The 14,871-nt window shown below is 58.3% G+C and carries 15 protein-coding genes; 5 read left to right on the forward strand and 10 right to left on the reverse strand.

Annotated elements, in window-relative coordinates; translation table 11 throughout:
- Window positions 1-62 precede the first annotated feature (62 nt).
- From msrQ to AC0J41_RS21960, 6 genes are all read right to left on the reverse strand, one after another.
- Window positions 63-674 (reverse strand): protein-methionine-sulfoxide reductase heme-binding subunit MsrQ, encoded by a 612-nt coding sequence (gene msrQ, locus AC0J41_RS21935; protein WP_473013599.1) that lies wholly within the window; start codon window positions 672-674, stop codon window positions 63-65.
- Entirely contained in the window at window positions 674-1,687 is a 1,014-nt protein-coding gene (gene msrP / locus AC0J41_RS21940; RefSeq protein WP_473013600.1) for a protein-methionine-sulfoxide reductase catalytic subunit MsrP, read from the reverse strand. The genes msrQ and msrP overlap by 1 nt, the downstream gene beginning before the upstream one ends.
- Window positions 1,688-1,750: 63 nt before the next feature.
- Window positions 1,751-2,608, reverse strand: coding sequence for a CDP-diacylglycerol--serine O-phosphatidyltransferase (gene pssA / locus AC0J41_RS21945; RefSeq protein WP_025108844.1), 858 nt, complete (start codon window positions 2,606-2,608; stop codon window positions 1,751-1,753).
- A gap of 148 nt (window positions 2,609-2,756) precedes the next feature.
- Complete coding sequence (gene ilvC / locus AC0J41_RS21950) at window positions 2,757-3,773, reverse strand: ketol-acid reductoisomerase (protein ID WP_003228216.1); 1,017 nt, start codon at window positions 3,771-3,773, stop codon at window positions 2,757-2,759.
- 48 nt (window positions 3,774-3,821) lie between these two features.
- Complete coding sequence (gene ilvN, locus AC0J41_RS21955) at window positions 3,822-4,313, reverse strand: acetolactate synthase small subunit (RefSeq protein ID WP_003205610.1); 492 nt, start codon at window positions 4,311-4,313, stop codon at window positions 3,822-3,824.
- A 2-nt stretch (window positions 4,314-4,315) separates the two neighbouring features.
- On the reverse strand, window positions 4,316-6,040 hold the full coding sequence (locus AC0J41_RS21960; protein ID WP_025108843.1) for an acetolactate synthase 3 large subunit: 1,725 nt from the start codon (window positions 6,038-6,040) through the stop codon (window positions 4,316-4,318).
- Window positions 6,041-6,438: 398 nt separating this feature from the next.
- On the opposite strand from AC0J41_RS21960, the gene AC0J41_RS21965 reads away from it, so the two are divergent.
- On the forward strand, window positions 6,439-6,855 hold the full coding sequence (locus AC0J41_RS21965; protein ID WP_473013601.1) for a DUF4124 domain-containing protein: 417 nt from the start codon (window positions 6,439-6,441) through the stop codon (window positions 6,853-6,855).
- 18 nt (window positions 6,856-6,873) lie between these two features.
- Here AC0J41_RS21965 and AC0J41_RS21970 read toward each other — a convergent pair whose 3' ends face one another.
- The 3 genes from AC0J41_RS21970 to mrcB are packed head-to-tail and all read right to left on the reverse strand — an operon-like array spanning window position 6,874 to window position 10,305.
- Window positions 6,874-7,209 carry a YqcC family protein gene (locus AC0J41_RS21970; RefSeq protein ID WP_215502122.1) on the reverse strand — a complete coding sequence of 112 codons (336 nt, stop codon included), beginning with the start codon at window positions 7,207-7,209 and terminating at the stop codon, window positions 6,874-6,876.
- Window positions 7,209-7,964: a tetratricopeptide repeat protein gene (locus AC0J41_RS21975; protein ID WP_473013602.1), complete on the reverse strand. Its 756-nt coding sequence runs from the start codon at window positions 7,962-7,964 to the stop codon at window positions 7,209-7,211. The genes AC0J41_RS21970 and AC0J41_RS21975 overlap by 1 nt, the downstream gene beginning before the upstream one ends.
- A 16-nt stretch (window positions 7,965-7,980) precedes the next feature.
- On the reverse strand, window positions 7,981-10,305 hold the full coding sequence (gene mrcB, locus AC0J41_RS21980; RefSeq protein ID WP_025108839.1) for a penicillin-binding protein 1B: 2,325 nt from the start codon (window positions 10,303-10,305) through the stop codon (window positions 7,981-7,983).
- A gap of 116 nt (window positions 10,306-10,421) precedes the next feature.
- Between mrcB and AC0J41_RS21985 the strand changes: the two genes are divergently transcribed.
- From AC0J41_RS21985 to AC0J41_RS22000, 4 genes are all read left to right on the forward strand, one after another.
- Complete coding sequence (locus AC0J41_RS21985; protein WP_025108838.1) at window positions 10,422-11,978, forward strand: bifunctional aminoglycoside phosphotransferase/ATP-binding protein; 1,557 nt, start codon at window positions 10,422-10,424, stop codon at window positions 11,976-11,978.
- A 91-nt stretch (window positions 11,979-12,069) separates the two neighbouring features.
- Window positions 12,070-12,414, forward strand: a complete 345-nt coding sequence (locus AC0J41_RS21990; RefSeq protein WP_025108837.1) for a pentapeptide repeat-containing protein — start codon at window positions 12,070-12,072, stop codon at window positions 12,412-12,414.
- A 286-nt stretch (window positions 12,415-12,700) separates the two neighbouring features.
- Window positions 12,701-12,973 carry a TfoX/Sxy family protein gene (locus AC0J41_RS21995; protein ID WP_003228231.1) on the forward strand — a complete coding sequence of 91 codons (273 nt, stop codon included), beginning with the start codon at window positions 12,701-12,703 and terminating at the stop codon, window positions 12,971-12,973.
- Between the two features lie 16 nt (window positions 12,974-12,989).
- A complete protein-coding gene (locus AC0J41_RS22000) occupies window positions 12,990-13,790 on the forward strand; it encodes a Crp/Fnr family transcriptional regulator (protein ID WP_473013603.1) in 801 nt (266 codons plus the stop codon).
- A gap of 225 nt (window positions 13,791-14,015) precedes the next feature.
- On the opposite strand, the gene AC0J41_RS22005 is transcribed toward AC0J41_RS22000, so the two are convergent.
- Window positions 14,016-14,864, reverse strand: a complete 849-nt coding sequence (locus tag AC0J41_RS22005) for a ChaN family lipoprotein (RefSeq protein ID WP_473013604.1) — start codon at window positions 14,862-14,864, stop codon at window positions 14,016-14,018.
- Window positions 14,865-14,871 lie beyond the last annotated feature (7 nt).

Consider the following 14,871-nt stretch of genomic DNA (forward strand, 5'->3'; position numbering starts at 1 on the left):
TGCGCCGGAAGTGGGGCGAATTATAGACCTCCAGAATCTGCCGTCAACCGTTAATTTCAGTTTTATTGCAAAACCTGCTTTTTAGCCGGCAATCGCCGGATTCGCCTTGCAACCATAGGTACACGCAGCAGTAAAAGCACTGCACCTATAAAGGCATAGATCGTCCACTCCTTAAGGTCTGCCCGCACGATCCACAGCATGTGCAGTAATCCCAGACCCAGAATCACGTAAGCCAACCGATGCAACTTCTTCCAGCGCACACCCAAACGACGCTGACTGTAGCGATTGGACGTTACCGCCAACGCCAACAAGCCGAGAAAACCCAGCGTGCCAACAATAATGTACGGACGCTTACGCAGCTCCACGCCCAACTGAGACCAGTCGAAGCCCAGAATAAATGCCATATAGCTGCACAAGTGCAAAACCACATAAGCAAAACACCACAATCCCAACTGACGGCGAACAGCAATCCACCCCGCCCACCCCGTCAACTTCTGCAGAGGCGTCATGGCCAATGTAATCAACAGCAGCACCAATGTCCCCAACCCCAGCCGATCGACCAGCACTTTGCCAGGATCGGGACCGAGCAAATCCGCGAACGCCTGATAGAACCAAAGCAATGGCCAGATCGCCGCCACGATGAAAACACCTGCACGCCAGTATGGATATCGCATCAGTAGTTCTTCCGCAGATCGAGCCCTGTATATAAAGAAGCCACTTCATCGGAATAACCATTGAACATCCGGGTATCGCGCACATTCGGTTTAAACAAGCTGTTGGGCAGCCGACGCTCCCGCGCCTGAGTCCAGCGCGGATGATCCACAGTAGGGTTAACGTTGGCATAGAAGCCATACTCATCCGCCGCGATGCTCTGCCAGGTCGTCTTCGGTTGCTCGCTGACCAGACTGATACGCACAATGGATTTGACACTTTTGAACCCGTACTTCCACGGCACTACCAAGCGTAACGGCGCTCCGTTCTGATTTGGCAATTCGCGGCCATACATGCCAACGGCCAGAATCGCCAAGGGATTCATCGCCTCGTCCAGGCGCAAGCCTTCTACATATGGCCAGTCAATCAAGGCAAAACCAGACCGCTGACCGGGCATGCTCTTGGGATCCTGCAGGGTCTCAAAACGAATGTACTTGGCGTTAGAGGTCGGTTCGACCTGCTTGAGCAGCGCAGAGATCGGAAAACCGATCCACGGAATAACCATCGACCAGGCCTCAACGCAGCGAAGGCGATAGATACGCTCCTCCAACTGGTACGGTTTCATGAAGTCTTCCAGCGCATAGCGTCCGGGCTTCCCCACCTCTCCGTCCACCACCACGCTCCACGGCTCGGTTTTCAGCGAACCGGCATTGGCTGCCGGATCGCCCTTGTCGGTACCGAACTCATAGAAGTTGTTGTAGTGGGTCGCGTCTTTGTAAGGCGTGATCGCCTCATCCTTGACGTTGACTGCACCCCACTTGGTGGAAGGCAGCTTTTCTTTAAACCAGGCAGGCGCCTTGCCCGACTCGACGTCGGCGTAGCGCGCCGTATCTTCTGCGACAGCCCAACGCGGCATGCTGCTCACGGCGATACCGGTCGCAGTAGCTCCGAGCAACTGTCGACGAGAAAGATAAATGGATTCAGGCGTGACATCCGACTCATGGCAGTCGGACGCTTTGGGGATATTGATCAGCATGACAACTCCGCAGCTTTGGAGGACAGATGCACCCATAGACTGCGGAGTATGCGGGAAATTACATCACTCGGCGTTTTTGTGACGACGAAGGCGCAACAGGTACTGCACCGGGCCGGAAGCCGCGTAAGCGAGGAACACCAGCAGCAGAATACGAGGTGGATCACTGAACACAACGGCGAACACCAGCACGACAGCAAGAATCGCCACGAACGGTACACGCCCTTTCAGATCCAGCTCTTTAAAGCTGTTGTACTTGATGTTGCTGACCATGAGCATGCCGGCAGCAGCCACCATCAAGGCGACCAGGAACGACATCTTAGAACCCTGGATTCCGTAGTCGCTGAACGCCCAGACAATCCCCGCCACCACGCCTGCAGCCGCCGGGCTGGCCAGACCGATGAAGTAGCGCTTGTCAGCTGTACCGACCTGAGTGTTGAAACGCGCCAGACGCAACGCCGCACCGGCCACATAGATGAAGGCGACCATCCAGCCGACCTTACCCATGTCGCCCAGCGCCCAGCCGAAGGCCAGCAGCGCCGGCGCCACACCAAAGGCAACCATGTCGGAGAGCGAGTCATACTCGGCACCGAATGCGCTTTGCGTATTAGTCATGCGCGCGACACGGCCATCGAGACCGTCGAGCACCATGGCGACGAAAATCGCGATCGCGGCGAAGGCGAAATACTTGCTCGCGTTGGTAGCGTCCCCGGCGCTCAAGGCAGCCTGGGCACTCATCGAGTTGATGATGGAATAAAACCCTGCAAACAGGTTCGCAGTGGTGAACAGGTTCGGCAGCAGATATATACCACGATGCCGGACTTTACGACCTTCTGCGTCGTGCCCTTCCTCGACGTGTTCATCGATGGGCAGCAGGCTTTCGGCGTCAGAAGCCTGGTTCGGCTCTTCGGGACGTTCGCTCATGGACATTACCTTGCAACGTATTTGGAAAGTTTCGACAGGTGTCTGGGACGACGGTTCGGCCACAAACGCTGCAGCTTTATACCAGAAGCGCCGGCTCAAACGAAAAAACGCGGCCGAGGCCGCGTTTTTTTATACAAGGAACGACGACTTAGTTTTTGGCTTTGTCGACGATCTTGTTGGCACCGATCCACGGCATCATGGAGCGCAGTTGCTCGCCGATGATCTCGATACCGTGAGCGGCGTTGTTACGACGCTTGGCGGTCATCGAAGGGTAGCCGGTTGCGCCTTCGCTGATGAACATTTTGGCGTATTCGCCGTCCTGAATACGTTTCAGGGCATTGCGCATGGCCTGACGCGATTCGGCGTTGATCACTTCCGGACCGGTCACGTACTCGCCGTATTCGGCGTTGTTGGAGATCGAGTAGTTCATGTTGGCGATACCGCCTTCGTACATGAGGTCAACGATCAGTTTCAGTTCGTGCAGGCACTCGAAGTAAGCCATTTCCGGCGCGTAGCCAGCTTCAACCAGGGTTTCGAAACCGGCTTTGACCAGCTCAACGGTACCGCCGCACAGTACGGCTTGCTCGCCGAACAGGTCAGTTTCAGTCTCGTCCTTGAAGGTGGTTTCGATGATGCCGGTACGACCGCCACCCACGCCAGCTGCGTAGGACAGGGCGACGTTTTTGGCGTTGCCCGAAGCGTCCTGGTAGATCGCGATCAGATCAGGAATACCGCCGCCTTTCACGAACTCGGAACGAACGGTGTGGCCCGGGGCTTTCGGCGCGATCATGATCACGTCGAGGTCAGCACGCGGCACAACCTGGTTGTAGTGGATCGCGAAGCCGTGGGAGAAGGCCAGAGTGGCGCCCTTCTTGATGTTCGGCTCGATTTCGTTCTTGTACAGGGAAGACTGGAACTCGTCCGGGGTCAGGATCATGACCAGGTCGGCAGCAGCAACAGCGGAAGCAACGTCAGTTACTTTCAGGCCATGAGCTTCAGCTTTGGCAACGGTCGCCGAACCTTTACGCAGACCGACGGTAACGTCGACACCGGAGTCTTTCAGGTTGCACGCTTGGGCGTGGCCCTGGGAGCCGTAACCGATGATGGCAACTTTCTTGCCCTGGATGATCGACAGGTCGCAGTCTTTATCGTAGAAAACTTTCATGAATTTCCCCTATATATCCAGGCCGTTCAGGCCATTCGCTAATTTGGTTTAGATGCTGAGTACTTTGTCGCCGCGGGCAATGCCGGTCACGCCGCTGCGGACGGTTTCCAGAATCGATGCGGTGCCGATGGACTGAATGAAGCTGTCGAGCTTGTCGCTGGTACCGGTCAATTGAACGGTATACACGCTGGCACTGACATCGACGATCTGTCCACGGTAAATATCGGTGGTGCGTTTGATCTCGGCGCGCTGGGCGCCAGTGGCCTTGACCTTGACCAGCATCAGCTCGCGCTCGATGTGAGCGCTTTCCGACAGGTCCACCAGCTTGACCACTTCGATCAGCTTGTTCAGGTTTTTGGTGATCTGCTCGATGATTTCATCGTGGCCAACGGTGGTCAGCGTCAGACGCGACAGGGTCGGGTCTTCGGTCGGGGCCACGGTCAGGCTTTCGATGTTGTAGTTGCGCTGCGAGAACAGGCCGACTACGCGAGACAGAGCGCCGGGTTCGTTTTCCAGAAGCAGGGAAATAATGTGCCGCATGATTAAGTACGCTCCGTCTTGCTCAGCCACATATCGCGCATGGAGCCGTCTTTGATCTGCATCGGATAGACGTGCTCGCTGGTATCGACCGAAATATCGATCACCACCAGACGATCTTTCATGGCGAACGCTTCTTCCATCTTCGACTTCAAATCTTTCGAATCGGTGATGCGCACGCCGACGTGACCGTAGGCTTCAGCCAGTTTGACGAAGTCAGGCAGCGACTCCATGTAAGAATGCGAGTGACGACTGCCGTAGCTCATGTCCTGCCACTGACGAACCATCCCCAGAACGCCGTTGTTCAGGATGACGATTTTCACTGGCAAGCCGTATTGCAGGCAGGTCGACAGCTCCTGGATGTTCATCTGGATGCTGCCTTCGCCGGTGACGCAGGCAACGTCGTCATCCGGAAAGCTCAACTTGATACCCATGGCCGCCGGGAAACCGAAGCCCATGGTGCCCAGGCCACCGGAGTTGATCCAGCGATTCGGCTTGTTGAACGTGTAGTACTGCGCAGCGAACATCTGGTGCTGGCCCACGTCGGAAGTGATGAAGGCATCGCCCTTGGTCACTTCGCACAGGGTCTCGATCACGGTCTGCGGCTTGATCAGGCTGCCGTCGCCCTTTTCATAAGGGAACAGGCCGCGATCACCGCGCCATTCATCGACTTGCTTCCACCAACTGGCAACGGACTCCTTGTTCGGGGTCTCGCCGATTTCCTTGAGGATCGCGACCATTTCGGTCAGGACGCTCTCCACCGGGCCAACGATTGGCACGTCAGCCTTGATGGTCTTGGAGATCGAAGCAGGGTCGATGTCAATGTGGATGATCTTGGCGTTCGGGCAGAATTTTGCCGCGCCGTTGATCACACGGTCATCGAAACGCGCGCCGACAGCCAGGATCACGTCGGCATGGTGCATCGCCAGGTTGGCGGTGTAGCTGCCGTGCATGCCGAGCATGCCGATGAACTGACGGTCGGTGCCAGGGAAACCGCCCAGGCCCATCAAGGTGTTGGTCACTGGCAGGTTGAGCATTTTTGCCAGTTCGGTCAGCGGGGCGGAACCATTGCCGAGGATCACGCCACCACCGGAGTACATGACCGGACGCTTGGCCGCCAGGAGCATTTCTGCCGCCTTGCGGATTTGCCCGGAGTGACCGCGAACGGCCGGGCTGTAGGAGCGCAGCTTGGCTTTTTTCGGGAAGACGTATTCGAACTTCTCGGCCGGGTTGGTCATGTCTTTCGGGATATCGACCACGACCGGGCCCGGACGACCGGATTGCGCCAGGTAGAACGCCTTCTTCATGACTTCCGGGATTTCCGAGGCGTGCTTGATCATGAAGCTGTGCTTCACGATCGGCCGGGAGATACCGATCATGTCGGTTTCCTGGAACGCGTCGGTGCCGACCATGGTGCTTGGCACCTGACCGGAAATGATCACCATGGGAATCGAGTCCATATAGGCGGTGGCGATACCGGTGATGGCGTTTGTGGCGCCTGGACCGGAAGTCACCAATACCACGCCGGCTTTACCGGTGGCACGGGCGTAGCCGTCAGCCATATGGGTAGCCGCTTGTTCGTGACGAACCAGGATGTGGGTCACTTCCGGTTCTTTGAACAGGGCATCGTAAACATGAAGGAGAGCACCACCCGGGTACCCGTAGATATATTTGACGCCTTCGTCACGCAAGAAGCGGACGAGCATCTCACCGCCAGATAAAAGCTCCACGTTGTTCACCTCTAAAACGCCAGAATACCGTCCACAAAAAGGGGCGGGTCTTAATAGGTTTACTTCTCGGCAGAGCATGAGCGACGGTGGTCGCCGACTACGTCAGCACTGACTGAGCAAGTATTGGGATCGTCCCAAGTGTTGCGGGCCTTTCCCACCCAGCGCGAGGTAACGCGTTGCGGGTGTAACAGGTTGACGCGGATATGCGCCTCATGATCTACCGAGTGGGTCTGCTTCTGGCAGTCCCTCTACAGCGGACTTTGGATTCTTCTGTTTCGCCCTCTCCAAGTCAAGCCGTCAATGTGCTTAATTGTGGGTAAGCACATGAGAACGCAAGAAAAAACCTGAAAACCGCTACTCTGTTAGCGTCAATTGCGCAATTTTGCCAAGGAATCAGCATGCGAACGCTTCTGTTAACTCTGCTGATCGGCCTCAGCCCCTGGTGCTCGGCCGCTCAGATCTACAAATGGGTCGATGCCCAAGGCGTCACTCACTTCGATGCGCAGCCTCCGCAAGGGCAGCCGGCCACCACCGTGCAAACGCCCTCCTCGCCCCCGCCGAAACCTGCAGCAATGCCTGGCAGCGGCGCGCTGGGCGATCAGAAAACCATCGACGACAAGGTCAAGAAACAGGTGGCGGAGCAGCAGGCGCAGCTCAGGGCGTTTTGCGAACAGGCACGGACGAACCTGGCGCAATTGCAGAACAATCCACGCTTGAGAGAGGAAGTGGAGGGAGAAATGCGGCGCCTCGACGATGCACAACGGCAGGAGCGCATCGGCGAAACGCAGAAACAGATTGCGCAGAACTGCCAGTAGGTACTGGCAGCTTGCGGTTCAGCGCGAAGCAGTGATCAGCAGGTCGAACTCTTTGAGCAGCACCTGCAGCTGTCGATCCTTGCCCTGCAGATTGCGCTGGGCAAAGACCATTTCGGCCATTTCCTGAATGCCCGAGGCATTGGGCAGCGGCAGATCCTGCTCGAGGATCATCTTCATCCGCGGCAGGAAGATCCATTGCAGCCATTGCTCGAAATCCAGCGTGTCGACCGAAAACGGCTCGACACTGCTCAAGGCTTCTACCGATGGCTGAACCTCATCCCACCAGCCTTGAGTACGCAACTCACGCTCGATCAGCAGCAACTGATCAGCGATTTTCGGGAAACGAGTATCCATCAGAGCGAAACCTTGGCCTTCTGACGAGCCAGAGCCGCGCCGGCGGAGTCGCCCTGCTTCTCACGGGACTGCGCGATGATTTCCCACAGGTTGGCTTGCAAGTCCGGACGACCGTTGGCCATGGTCAGCGCACGACGGGCGAACTGCTCGGCCTGTGGCGCATCACCTTGAGCCATGCGCACTTGCGCCAGACGATAAAGCACTTGCGGCTCACGCGGGGCTACGCGCTGGGCGCGCTCCAGACTGGAGGACGCGCCGTTGAGGTCACCGCCGGCCTGTTGCTGCTGTGCAGTAGTCAGCAAGGCGAGCACCGGGCCATCCAGTTGCTCATCCGCCGACAGACCACCGGCACTGCTGGCCGAAGGAATCCCGCTTGGCGTCGAGGGCATGCTGTAGCTGCCCGTGTTGATCGGCGCCGACTCGACCGGCGACGGGGTGTACGGCCCCGGCGTGATACCGCCGGACGCCGGGCCCGGAACGATCGGCGAGGTGCTGATCGGAGCCGAAGTCGTGGCGCCGCCACCCGGCACCATCACCACTACGCCAGTATCACCCTGGGGGATGGCCTGGGATTGCGCCTGGCCTTGTACTGGGCGCTTGACCGTCGTCTTGCGGAAACCGCCGCTGGCCGACAGGCGTTCGCTGTTGGACACGGTCGTGCCGGAATCCACCACCGGGATCGAACCACGCTGTACGGTAGAGCAGCCGCTGAGCAAAGCCACGGCGGTCACCGCTGGAATCAACCACTTGTTCACTTGAAACCCTCTTTGCTTAATTCATCCAGCCCTTGACCCAATCCATCACCGACTCCGGCGAAGCAGGCGTTTCGCTTGCACACGCGGCGCCGGGTGGCGGTTCGCTGCCGCGAATATACGGCATCTGCACCGCCCCCGGACAGTTGGCGTCAGAGCCTTGTCCAGTACGCGAATCGACCCACGCCTGGACGATGTTGTCCGGCTGCGGCATGTCCAGCGGCAGCGGATCGGCCTTGCGCATGAAACTGGTCCAGACCTGCAATGCACCGGTTGCCCCGGTAAACGGGGTCTTGCCGTTGTCGTCACGACCGAGCCAGACCACTGCCAGCAGGTCCTGACTGAAACCGGCGAACCAGCTGTCACGCGAATCGTTACTGGTACCGGTCTTGCCGGCCAGCGTCAGGGTCTTGGGCAGCACGTTATAAACCGAGCTGCCGGTACCTTCACGCATCACCCGCTGCATGGCGTTCTGGATCAGGTAGATGGACGCCGGATCGAAACGCTGCTCGATCTGGAACGGATAACGCTTGAGCGGCTCGCCCTCGGCGGTCAGTACGCTGCGAATCCCGCGCATCGGCGTATTGAAACCACCGTTGGCGAGGGTCTGGTACATGGTCGCCACTTCGATCGGGGTCATGCCGCCAGCCCCCAGCAGCATCGACGGGAACGCCGGAAATTCCCGGGTCACACCCAGACGCGCAAGGGTCTTGAGCACATTCGGCACACCGACTTCCAGGCCCAGACGCGAGGTCGACAGGTTGTAGGAGTGCGCCAGCCCTTGATAGAGGAAGACCGTGCCGTGTGAGCGGCGATCATAGTTCTGCGGCTTCCACACCTGGCCGTCCGCGCCTTTGACCGACAACGGATCATCCGACAGCCAACTGGTCAGCGTGTAGTGGCTCGGTTTCTCCAGTGCAGTCAGATACACCGCGGGCTTCACCAGAGAACCGATCGGCCGCACGGCATCCAGCGCCCGGTTGAACCCGGCGTAACTGGCCTGACGGCTACCAATCATTGCCTGGACTTCGCCGGTTTCCGGGTTGGTCACGACCATCGCCGCTTCCACATCATCGGAGCCCTTGCGTCCAGCCAGGCGCTTGAAGGTGTCGTTGACCGAGGCCTCGGCTTTCATCTGCAGAATCGGGTCGAAACTGGTGAAGATCCGCAGGCCCTCTTCGGTCAAGTCCTCGTCGCGATAGTCTTCACGCAACTGGCGTTTGACCAGATCGATGAAGCCCGGGAATGAGCTATCAGCGAGCTTGCCGCGAGTCGTTACACCCAGTGGCATTTTCTTCGCAGCTTCGACCTGTTCGGCAGTCGCCACGCCTTGCTGCTCAAGCACGTCGAGCACCAGGTTACGACGCTCGAGCGCGCGCTCAGGATTGCGACGCGGGTTGTAATAGGACGGGCCTTTGACCATGCCGACCAACAGCGCTACCTGGTGCAGTTTCAGCTCGGACAATGGCTGGCCGAAGAAGAACTGGCTGGCCAGACCGAAACCGTGCACCGCACGCTGACCGTCCTGCCCGACGAAGACCTCGTTGAGGTAGGCCTCAAGAATCTCCTTCTTGTCGTAATGCAGTTCCAGCAGCATCGCCATCATCGCTTCGGTGAGCTTGCGGCTCAGGCTGCGTTCGTTGGTGAGGTAGAAGTTCTTGACCAACTGCTGGGTCAGCGTACTGCCACCCTGGGTCATCTTGCCGCCAGAGGTGTTGACCCAAATGGCCCGGGCAATCGATTTCGGCGATACGCCCCAGTGGCTGTAATAGTCGCGGTCTTCAACCGCAACCAGGGTTTCCAGCAGGTACGGCGGCACCTGATCGAGCTTGATCAGGATTCGGTCTTCAAGATTTTTCGGGTAAATGCCGCCGATCATCAGCGGCTCAAGCCGCACCACGGACAGCTTCGAACCATTGAGCCCCGAAAGCTCGGCCACATAATCGCCGGAGAAGCGCACGCGCACCGGCTGGGCTTTTTCCAGACCTTCATAGAACTGGAAGCCGCGAGTGTTCAGATCGACGGTATTGCCGTTGACTGCGGCAGCGCCGGGACCGTTGCTCACGGCTTCGCGACGATAGCCGAGCGCGTCGAGCTCGGTCAGGAAATCATCCTTGCTGAGCTTTTGTCCGACGAACAGCTCGAGCGGACGCGCGTAGACCTTGGCCGGGATGGTCCAGCGCTTGCCGGAGAACTTCTCCTGCACCACGGCATCGAGGTAAACGGCGAAGCCGGCCAGCACCACGAGGCCGACCAGGCTGAGTTTAATGGCCCAACCCAACCACGGGCGCAGGCCCCTGGCAGGTGGTTTTTTCTTGGTACGAGGGGATCGAGTTCGAGTCATGGCGGCGGATTATACGCACTTTATTCATACTCAACAGGAGCGCTCCGAGGTTTGCGTCGGGCTGGCGAGCGGCCATAATGGCGACCTCGAATTTCCCAGTCTCTGAAGGATCGCCCGTGAGCCAGTCCCTGATCGCTGCCCTGCAAAACCCGGCCCTCTACCCGCACCCCGTCGAAGGGTTCCAGGTCATCGAAACCCACATCTCGTGGGTGATCCTCACTGGCCCCTTTGCCTATAAAGTGAAGAAGCCGGTGAATTTCGGCTTCCTCGACTTCACCAGCCTCGAATCGCGCGAGCACTTCTGCGGCGAAGAACTGCGCCTGAACCAGCGCCTGACCGATGATTTGTATCTGGAAGTGTTGCCGGTGACCGGCAGCGTCGAAGCGCCGCAACTGGGCGGCGATGGCCCGGCAATCGAATATGTGCTGAAAATGCGTCAGTTCCCGCAGACCGGTTTGCTCAGCACCTTGCAAGCCAACGGCGAGTTGACCACTCGGCACGTCGACGAAATGGCCGAACAGATCGCCAAATTCCACCTCAGCGCGCCGAAAGTCCCGGCCGAGCATGACGCCGGCACACCGGACAGCGTGATGGCCCCGGTCTCGCAAAACTTCGAACAGATCCTGCCGTTCCTCAGCGACAAGAACGACTTGCTGCAACTCGAAGCACTGAAAGCCTGGGCCGAAAGCAGCTTCGAACGCCTCAAGCCGCTGTTCGCTCAGCGTAAAGCCGAGGGTTTCACCCGCGAATGCCACGGTGATATCCACCTGGGCAACGCCACCGTCATCGACGGCAAAGTGGTGATCTTCGACTGCATCGAGTTCAACGAGCCGTTCCGCTTCACTGACGTCTGGGCCGACACCGGCTTCCTGGCCATGGACCTGGAAGACCGCGGCCTGAAATCCCTGGCCCGTCGCTTCATCAGCCAGTACCTGGAGCTGACCGGCGACTATCAAGGCCTGGAAGTGCTGAACTTCTACAAAGCCTACCGCGCCCTGGTTCGCGCCAAGGTTGCCCTGTTCAGCATGCCGGCGGACGCCACCCCAGTGCAGCGCGCCACCACCCTGCGCCAGTACCGCAACTACGCCAACCTGGCGGAAAGCTACAGCACCATTCCTTCGCGCTTCATGGCCATCACCCACGGTGTATCGGCAGTCGGGAAAAGCCATGTGGCCATGCGCCTGGTCGAAGCACTGGGGGCGATTCGCCTGCGCTCCGACGTTGAGCGCAAGCGCCTGTTCGGCGAGCAAACTGTGGCCAATGATGTGCAGGCCGGCATTTATAGCGCCGACGCCAGCACCAAGACTTACGCACGCCTGCATGAAATCGCTGAAGTGATCCTGCACGCCGGGTTCCCGGTGGTCATCGATGCGACTTACCTGAAGCGTGAGCAACGCGACAGCGCCGCAAAAATCGCCGAAGCCACCGGCACGCCGTTCCTGATCCTCGACTGCAACGCACCACAAGCGGTGATCGAGAGCTGGTTGGCAATTCGTCAGGCGGACAAACAGGATCCGTCCGATGCCACACTGGCAGTGATCGAAGCGCAACAGGCTAATCGCGAAGCACTGACGCCTGAAGAAATCCTGCGCAGCAAGCGCGTACAGACCAATGAATCCGGCACGCTGGACACCGTGGTCGCGCAGATCCGTCAACGCCTGCCGGGCCTGTAAGAAACTATTTCGGCCGTGAAGTCCTCGCTTGCTTCACGGCCGCCAAATAGTGGCACTATACTGGCGTCATAAAACCAACAGGTGATCTGACATGAGCCAGCCGAAACTTCTCGACACCCCGCTGTATGCCTTGCTGCACAAAGACGACATCACAGGTTTCAACAAAGAGCGCCCGCAAGACGGCCCGATCGATATGGTCGGTGGCGACTTTCGCGGTCTTGATCTGCGTGAACTGAATGCTGATGGCGTGGATTTCAGGGACGCCTACTTCCGTTCCGCCGATCTGCGTGGCATCGATTTCCGTAATGCTTCGCTTGAAGGAGCGAGCCTCGCTCATGCGCAGATTTCCGGCGCGTACTTCCCGGTTGAGCTGAGTGCCGACGAGATTCTGATGTCGATGAATTTCGGCACGCGCTTGCGTTATCGCACACGCTGATAGCCTCATTATTCCCTGACACAACGCCTCCCTGTAGGAGTGAGCCTGCTCGCGATAGCGGTTTGATATTCAACACATGTGTACCTGCCAGTCCGCTATCGCGAGCAGGCTCACTCCTGCATTGTTTTTTGTTCCCCCCTCCTTATCTGCGTTCGCAGACCGTTGAAGCGCCCCTTTCTTAGAAGCGTTTGCGTTGAATCCGACCAAACAACCACGCTTTTCCTACTGATGGCTACACTCCTGAGAAGCTCGACCACGCACCATTCGGCCGTCGCAAGGAGGCTTGATGAATGATGAACTGCAACACCTGAAGAATCTTGGCAAGACGTCGGCGCAGTGGCTGCATGCCGTGGGCATCCACAGCGCTTCGGACTTGCGTCGCCTGGGGGCGGTGGACGCCTACCGGGCCGTGCGTACCCGCGGGTTTCGCGCATCGAAGGTGTTGCTGTATGCGATCGAAGGGGCGCTGATGGATGTGCATTGGAACGACATCCCTGCCGAACGCAAAGACGCCTTGAACAAGCAGCTCGAAGCTATTTCCTCTCGACACAAGAATTGAAATAGGCGCTGACGCCATGTATCTGCTCGGGGAACAATCGGAACCTGTCGATGCACTGATCAATCGCTTGCAGAGCTTGCCTGTACGCTGGCTCGAAGGGCTTGCGCCGTGCGGGCCAGCGCTGGAGACAGAAATCTCTGACGATCTGCTGCGACAGTTACCCGACGATCAGTTGTTTCTGCTGACAGAAGGCGTGATCAACGGCTGCATTGGCGGTCGGGCGGTTTTTTACTGGCAGGAAGGCGACTTGATCGGTCTGCAGCAGGGCCAGGCCTGGGCTGATTGCCGTTTGTGCAGTGACGGGACCTTACGATTGCTGCCATATCGGCGAACTGATCTTCTTCACCACTTGTTTGCCGAACCTGGCAAGGCCGAGCAGTTACTGGAGTATCTGCTGGGTCAGATGGCAATGCTGGCCCACGCTGTAGCCGAATTGAAACCACGCGAGTTTCGCAGCACCAACGGCTTCAAACGGGTCGAAAGCGGTGAAGTGCTGATCCAGCAGGGCGATGTGGCCGATCACGTTTTCGTGATCATCGATGGGCATGCCGAAGCGTTTGTTGATGGGCATAAAGTGGGCGAAGTACCCAAGGACGAAATTTTCGGCGCCATGGCGGTGTTCACGGGAGAGCCGCGCAACGCTACGGTCATTGCTCGCGAGCCGAGCACCGTAATGCTGATTCCCGGCGATCAATTTCTGAACATGACCCGCAACAATCCAAAAATTGCTCACAGCCTCATTGAGAGCATGGCCCGACGTATCGGCCAGCTCAACCAGCAGATTACCCAACTGATCGGCAGCAAAGGCCCGCGTTAGGTCCCGTATTTCCGGGGCATTCCAGCCATTTTCACGACTAAATCAAGTAAATGGAAAAACAGTGGTTGACTCGGTAATGAGAATCGCTATGATTATCACAACTGGTCGCGAGATCAGTCGATATTCTGAAAAGCCCTTGGTTCGGACTCTCAGATTATCTCCTCATCAGGCTAATCACGGTTATTTGACCCGGTTCTACCGGGTCTTTTTTTGCCTGCGGAAAAGTCATTGGCCAAACTGTTTGCGCATCTGTGCGCAGTAATCCTGATTCGGCTTCGCCTGGGTGTACCAGACATAATCGGCCATCGCTGCGGTAACCTCAGCCCCCTGCTCAGCCATCAGCAGCACCGTCGGTGCTTGGGCTGCGCCCAGATCCAGAACATGCAGCGGTACACCAACATCCTTGCGCGCGTGCCAGGCACCGGCCAACAACAAGGCTGGCGTTGGCGCCGCCAGCAAACGCTCGGCCATGCGTCGATCGCGTTGCTGCTGAACCGCGAGCATCGCCGGCATTTGCGATTTGGGCAGCAAGCCGCAGTGTGAATCGCTGATCTGCTCAAGCAACGCGGCCTTCACCGCGGGCGCATTGCTGCGAACTCCGCTCAAACCTGACGGCTGTCGATAAAAGGCGCGGATTTCATCGCTATCCAGATTGGCTGCCAATAACGGATAGGGCTGCGTGAGGGCGAACCGCACGATCGGACCATAGAGACTCCAGTCCCAACCATCCTGCCAGGCCAATGCGCCGGGAAGATCAGTGGACGGCGCTGCTGCGTGACGGACTTGATCCACTTTCGGCTGTTGATCAGGCGTGAGCATTTCCAGCAGCAAACTGCCTTGGAGGCGCTGCTCACCGAGCGCCTGCAACAACCACAACTGCACAGCGTGATGATCGGCATTGTCGTGTTGCTCGCCGATGATCAGGTGTTGCGGCCTGGCCAAACGCTTCAGCAACGCCTCTGCCGTCAGCACCTGGCCGCTGTGCAGATCGCGAATCTCGCCACTGACCGGCGGCGCGGCAACATGCTGACACCCTGCAAGCAACAACACCGCCAAAAACCACATCCCGCGCATGCCATCA

This window comes from Pseudomonas sp. Arb-4-2C (genome assembly GCF_055755015.1).

Bases quoted from the DNA above. Each gene is read 5' to 3' on its own strand.
- ilvC (WP_003228216.1), bottom strand. From the start codon at position 3,773: ATGAAAGTTTTCTACGATAAAGACTGCGACCTGTCGATCATCCAGGGC.
- AC0J41_RS21965 (WP_473013601.1), top strand. From the start codon at position 6,439: ATGCGAACGCTTCTGTTAACTCTGCTGATCGGCCTCAGCCCCTGGTGC.
- AC0J41_RS21990 (WP_025108837.1), top strand. From the start codon at position 12,070: ATGAGCCAGCCGAAACTTCTCGACACCCCGCTGTATGCCTTGCTGCAC.
- AC0J41_RS21970 (WP_215502122.1), bottom strand. From the start codon at position 7,209: ATGGATACTCGTTTCCCGAAAATCGCTGATCAGTTGCTGCTGATCGAG.
- msrP (WP_473013600.1), bottom strand. From the start codon at position 1,687: ATGCTGATCAATATCCCCAAAGCGTCCGACTGCCATGAGTCGGATGTC.
- AC0J41_RS22005 (WP_473013604.1), bottom strand. From the start codon at position 14,864: ATGCGCGGGATGTGGTTTTTGGCGGTGTTGTTGCTTGCAGGGTGTCAG.
- ilvN (WP_003205610.1), bottom strand. From the start codon at position 4,313: ATGCGGCACATTATTTCCCTGCTTCTGGAAAACGAACCCGGCGCTCTG.
- mrcB (WP_025108839.1), bottom strand. From the start codon at position 10,305: ATGACTCGAACTCGATCCCCTCGTACCAAGAAAAAACCACCTGCCAGG.
- AC0J41_RS21995 (WP_003228231.1), top strand. From the start codon at position 12,701: ATGAATGATGAACTGCAACACCTGAAGAATCTTGGCAAGACGTCGGCG.
- pssA (WP_025108844.1), bottom strand. From the start codon at position 2,608: ATGAGCGAACGTCCCGAAGAGCCGAACCAGGCTTCTGACGCCGAAAGC.
- msrQ (WP_473013599.1), bottom strand. From the start codon at position 674: ATGCGATATCCATACTGGCGTGCAGGTGTTTTCATCGTGGCGGCGATC.
- AC0J41_RS22000 (WP_473013603.1), top strand. From the start codon at position 12,990: ATGTATCTGCTCGGGGAACAATCGGAACCTGTCGATGCACTGATCAAT.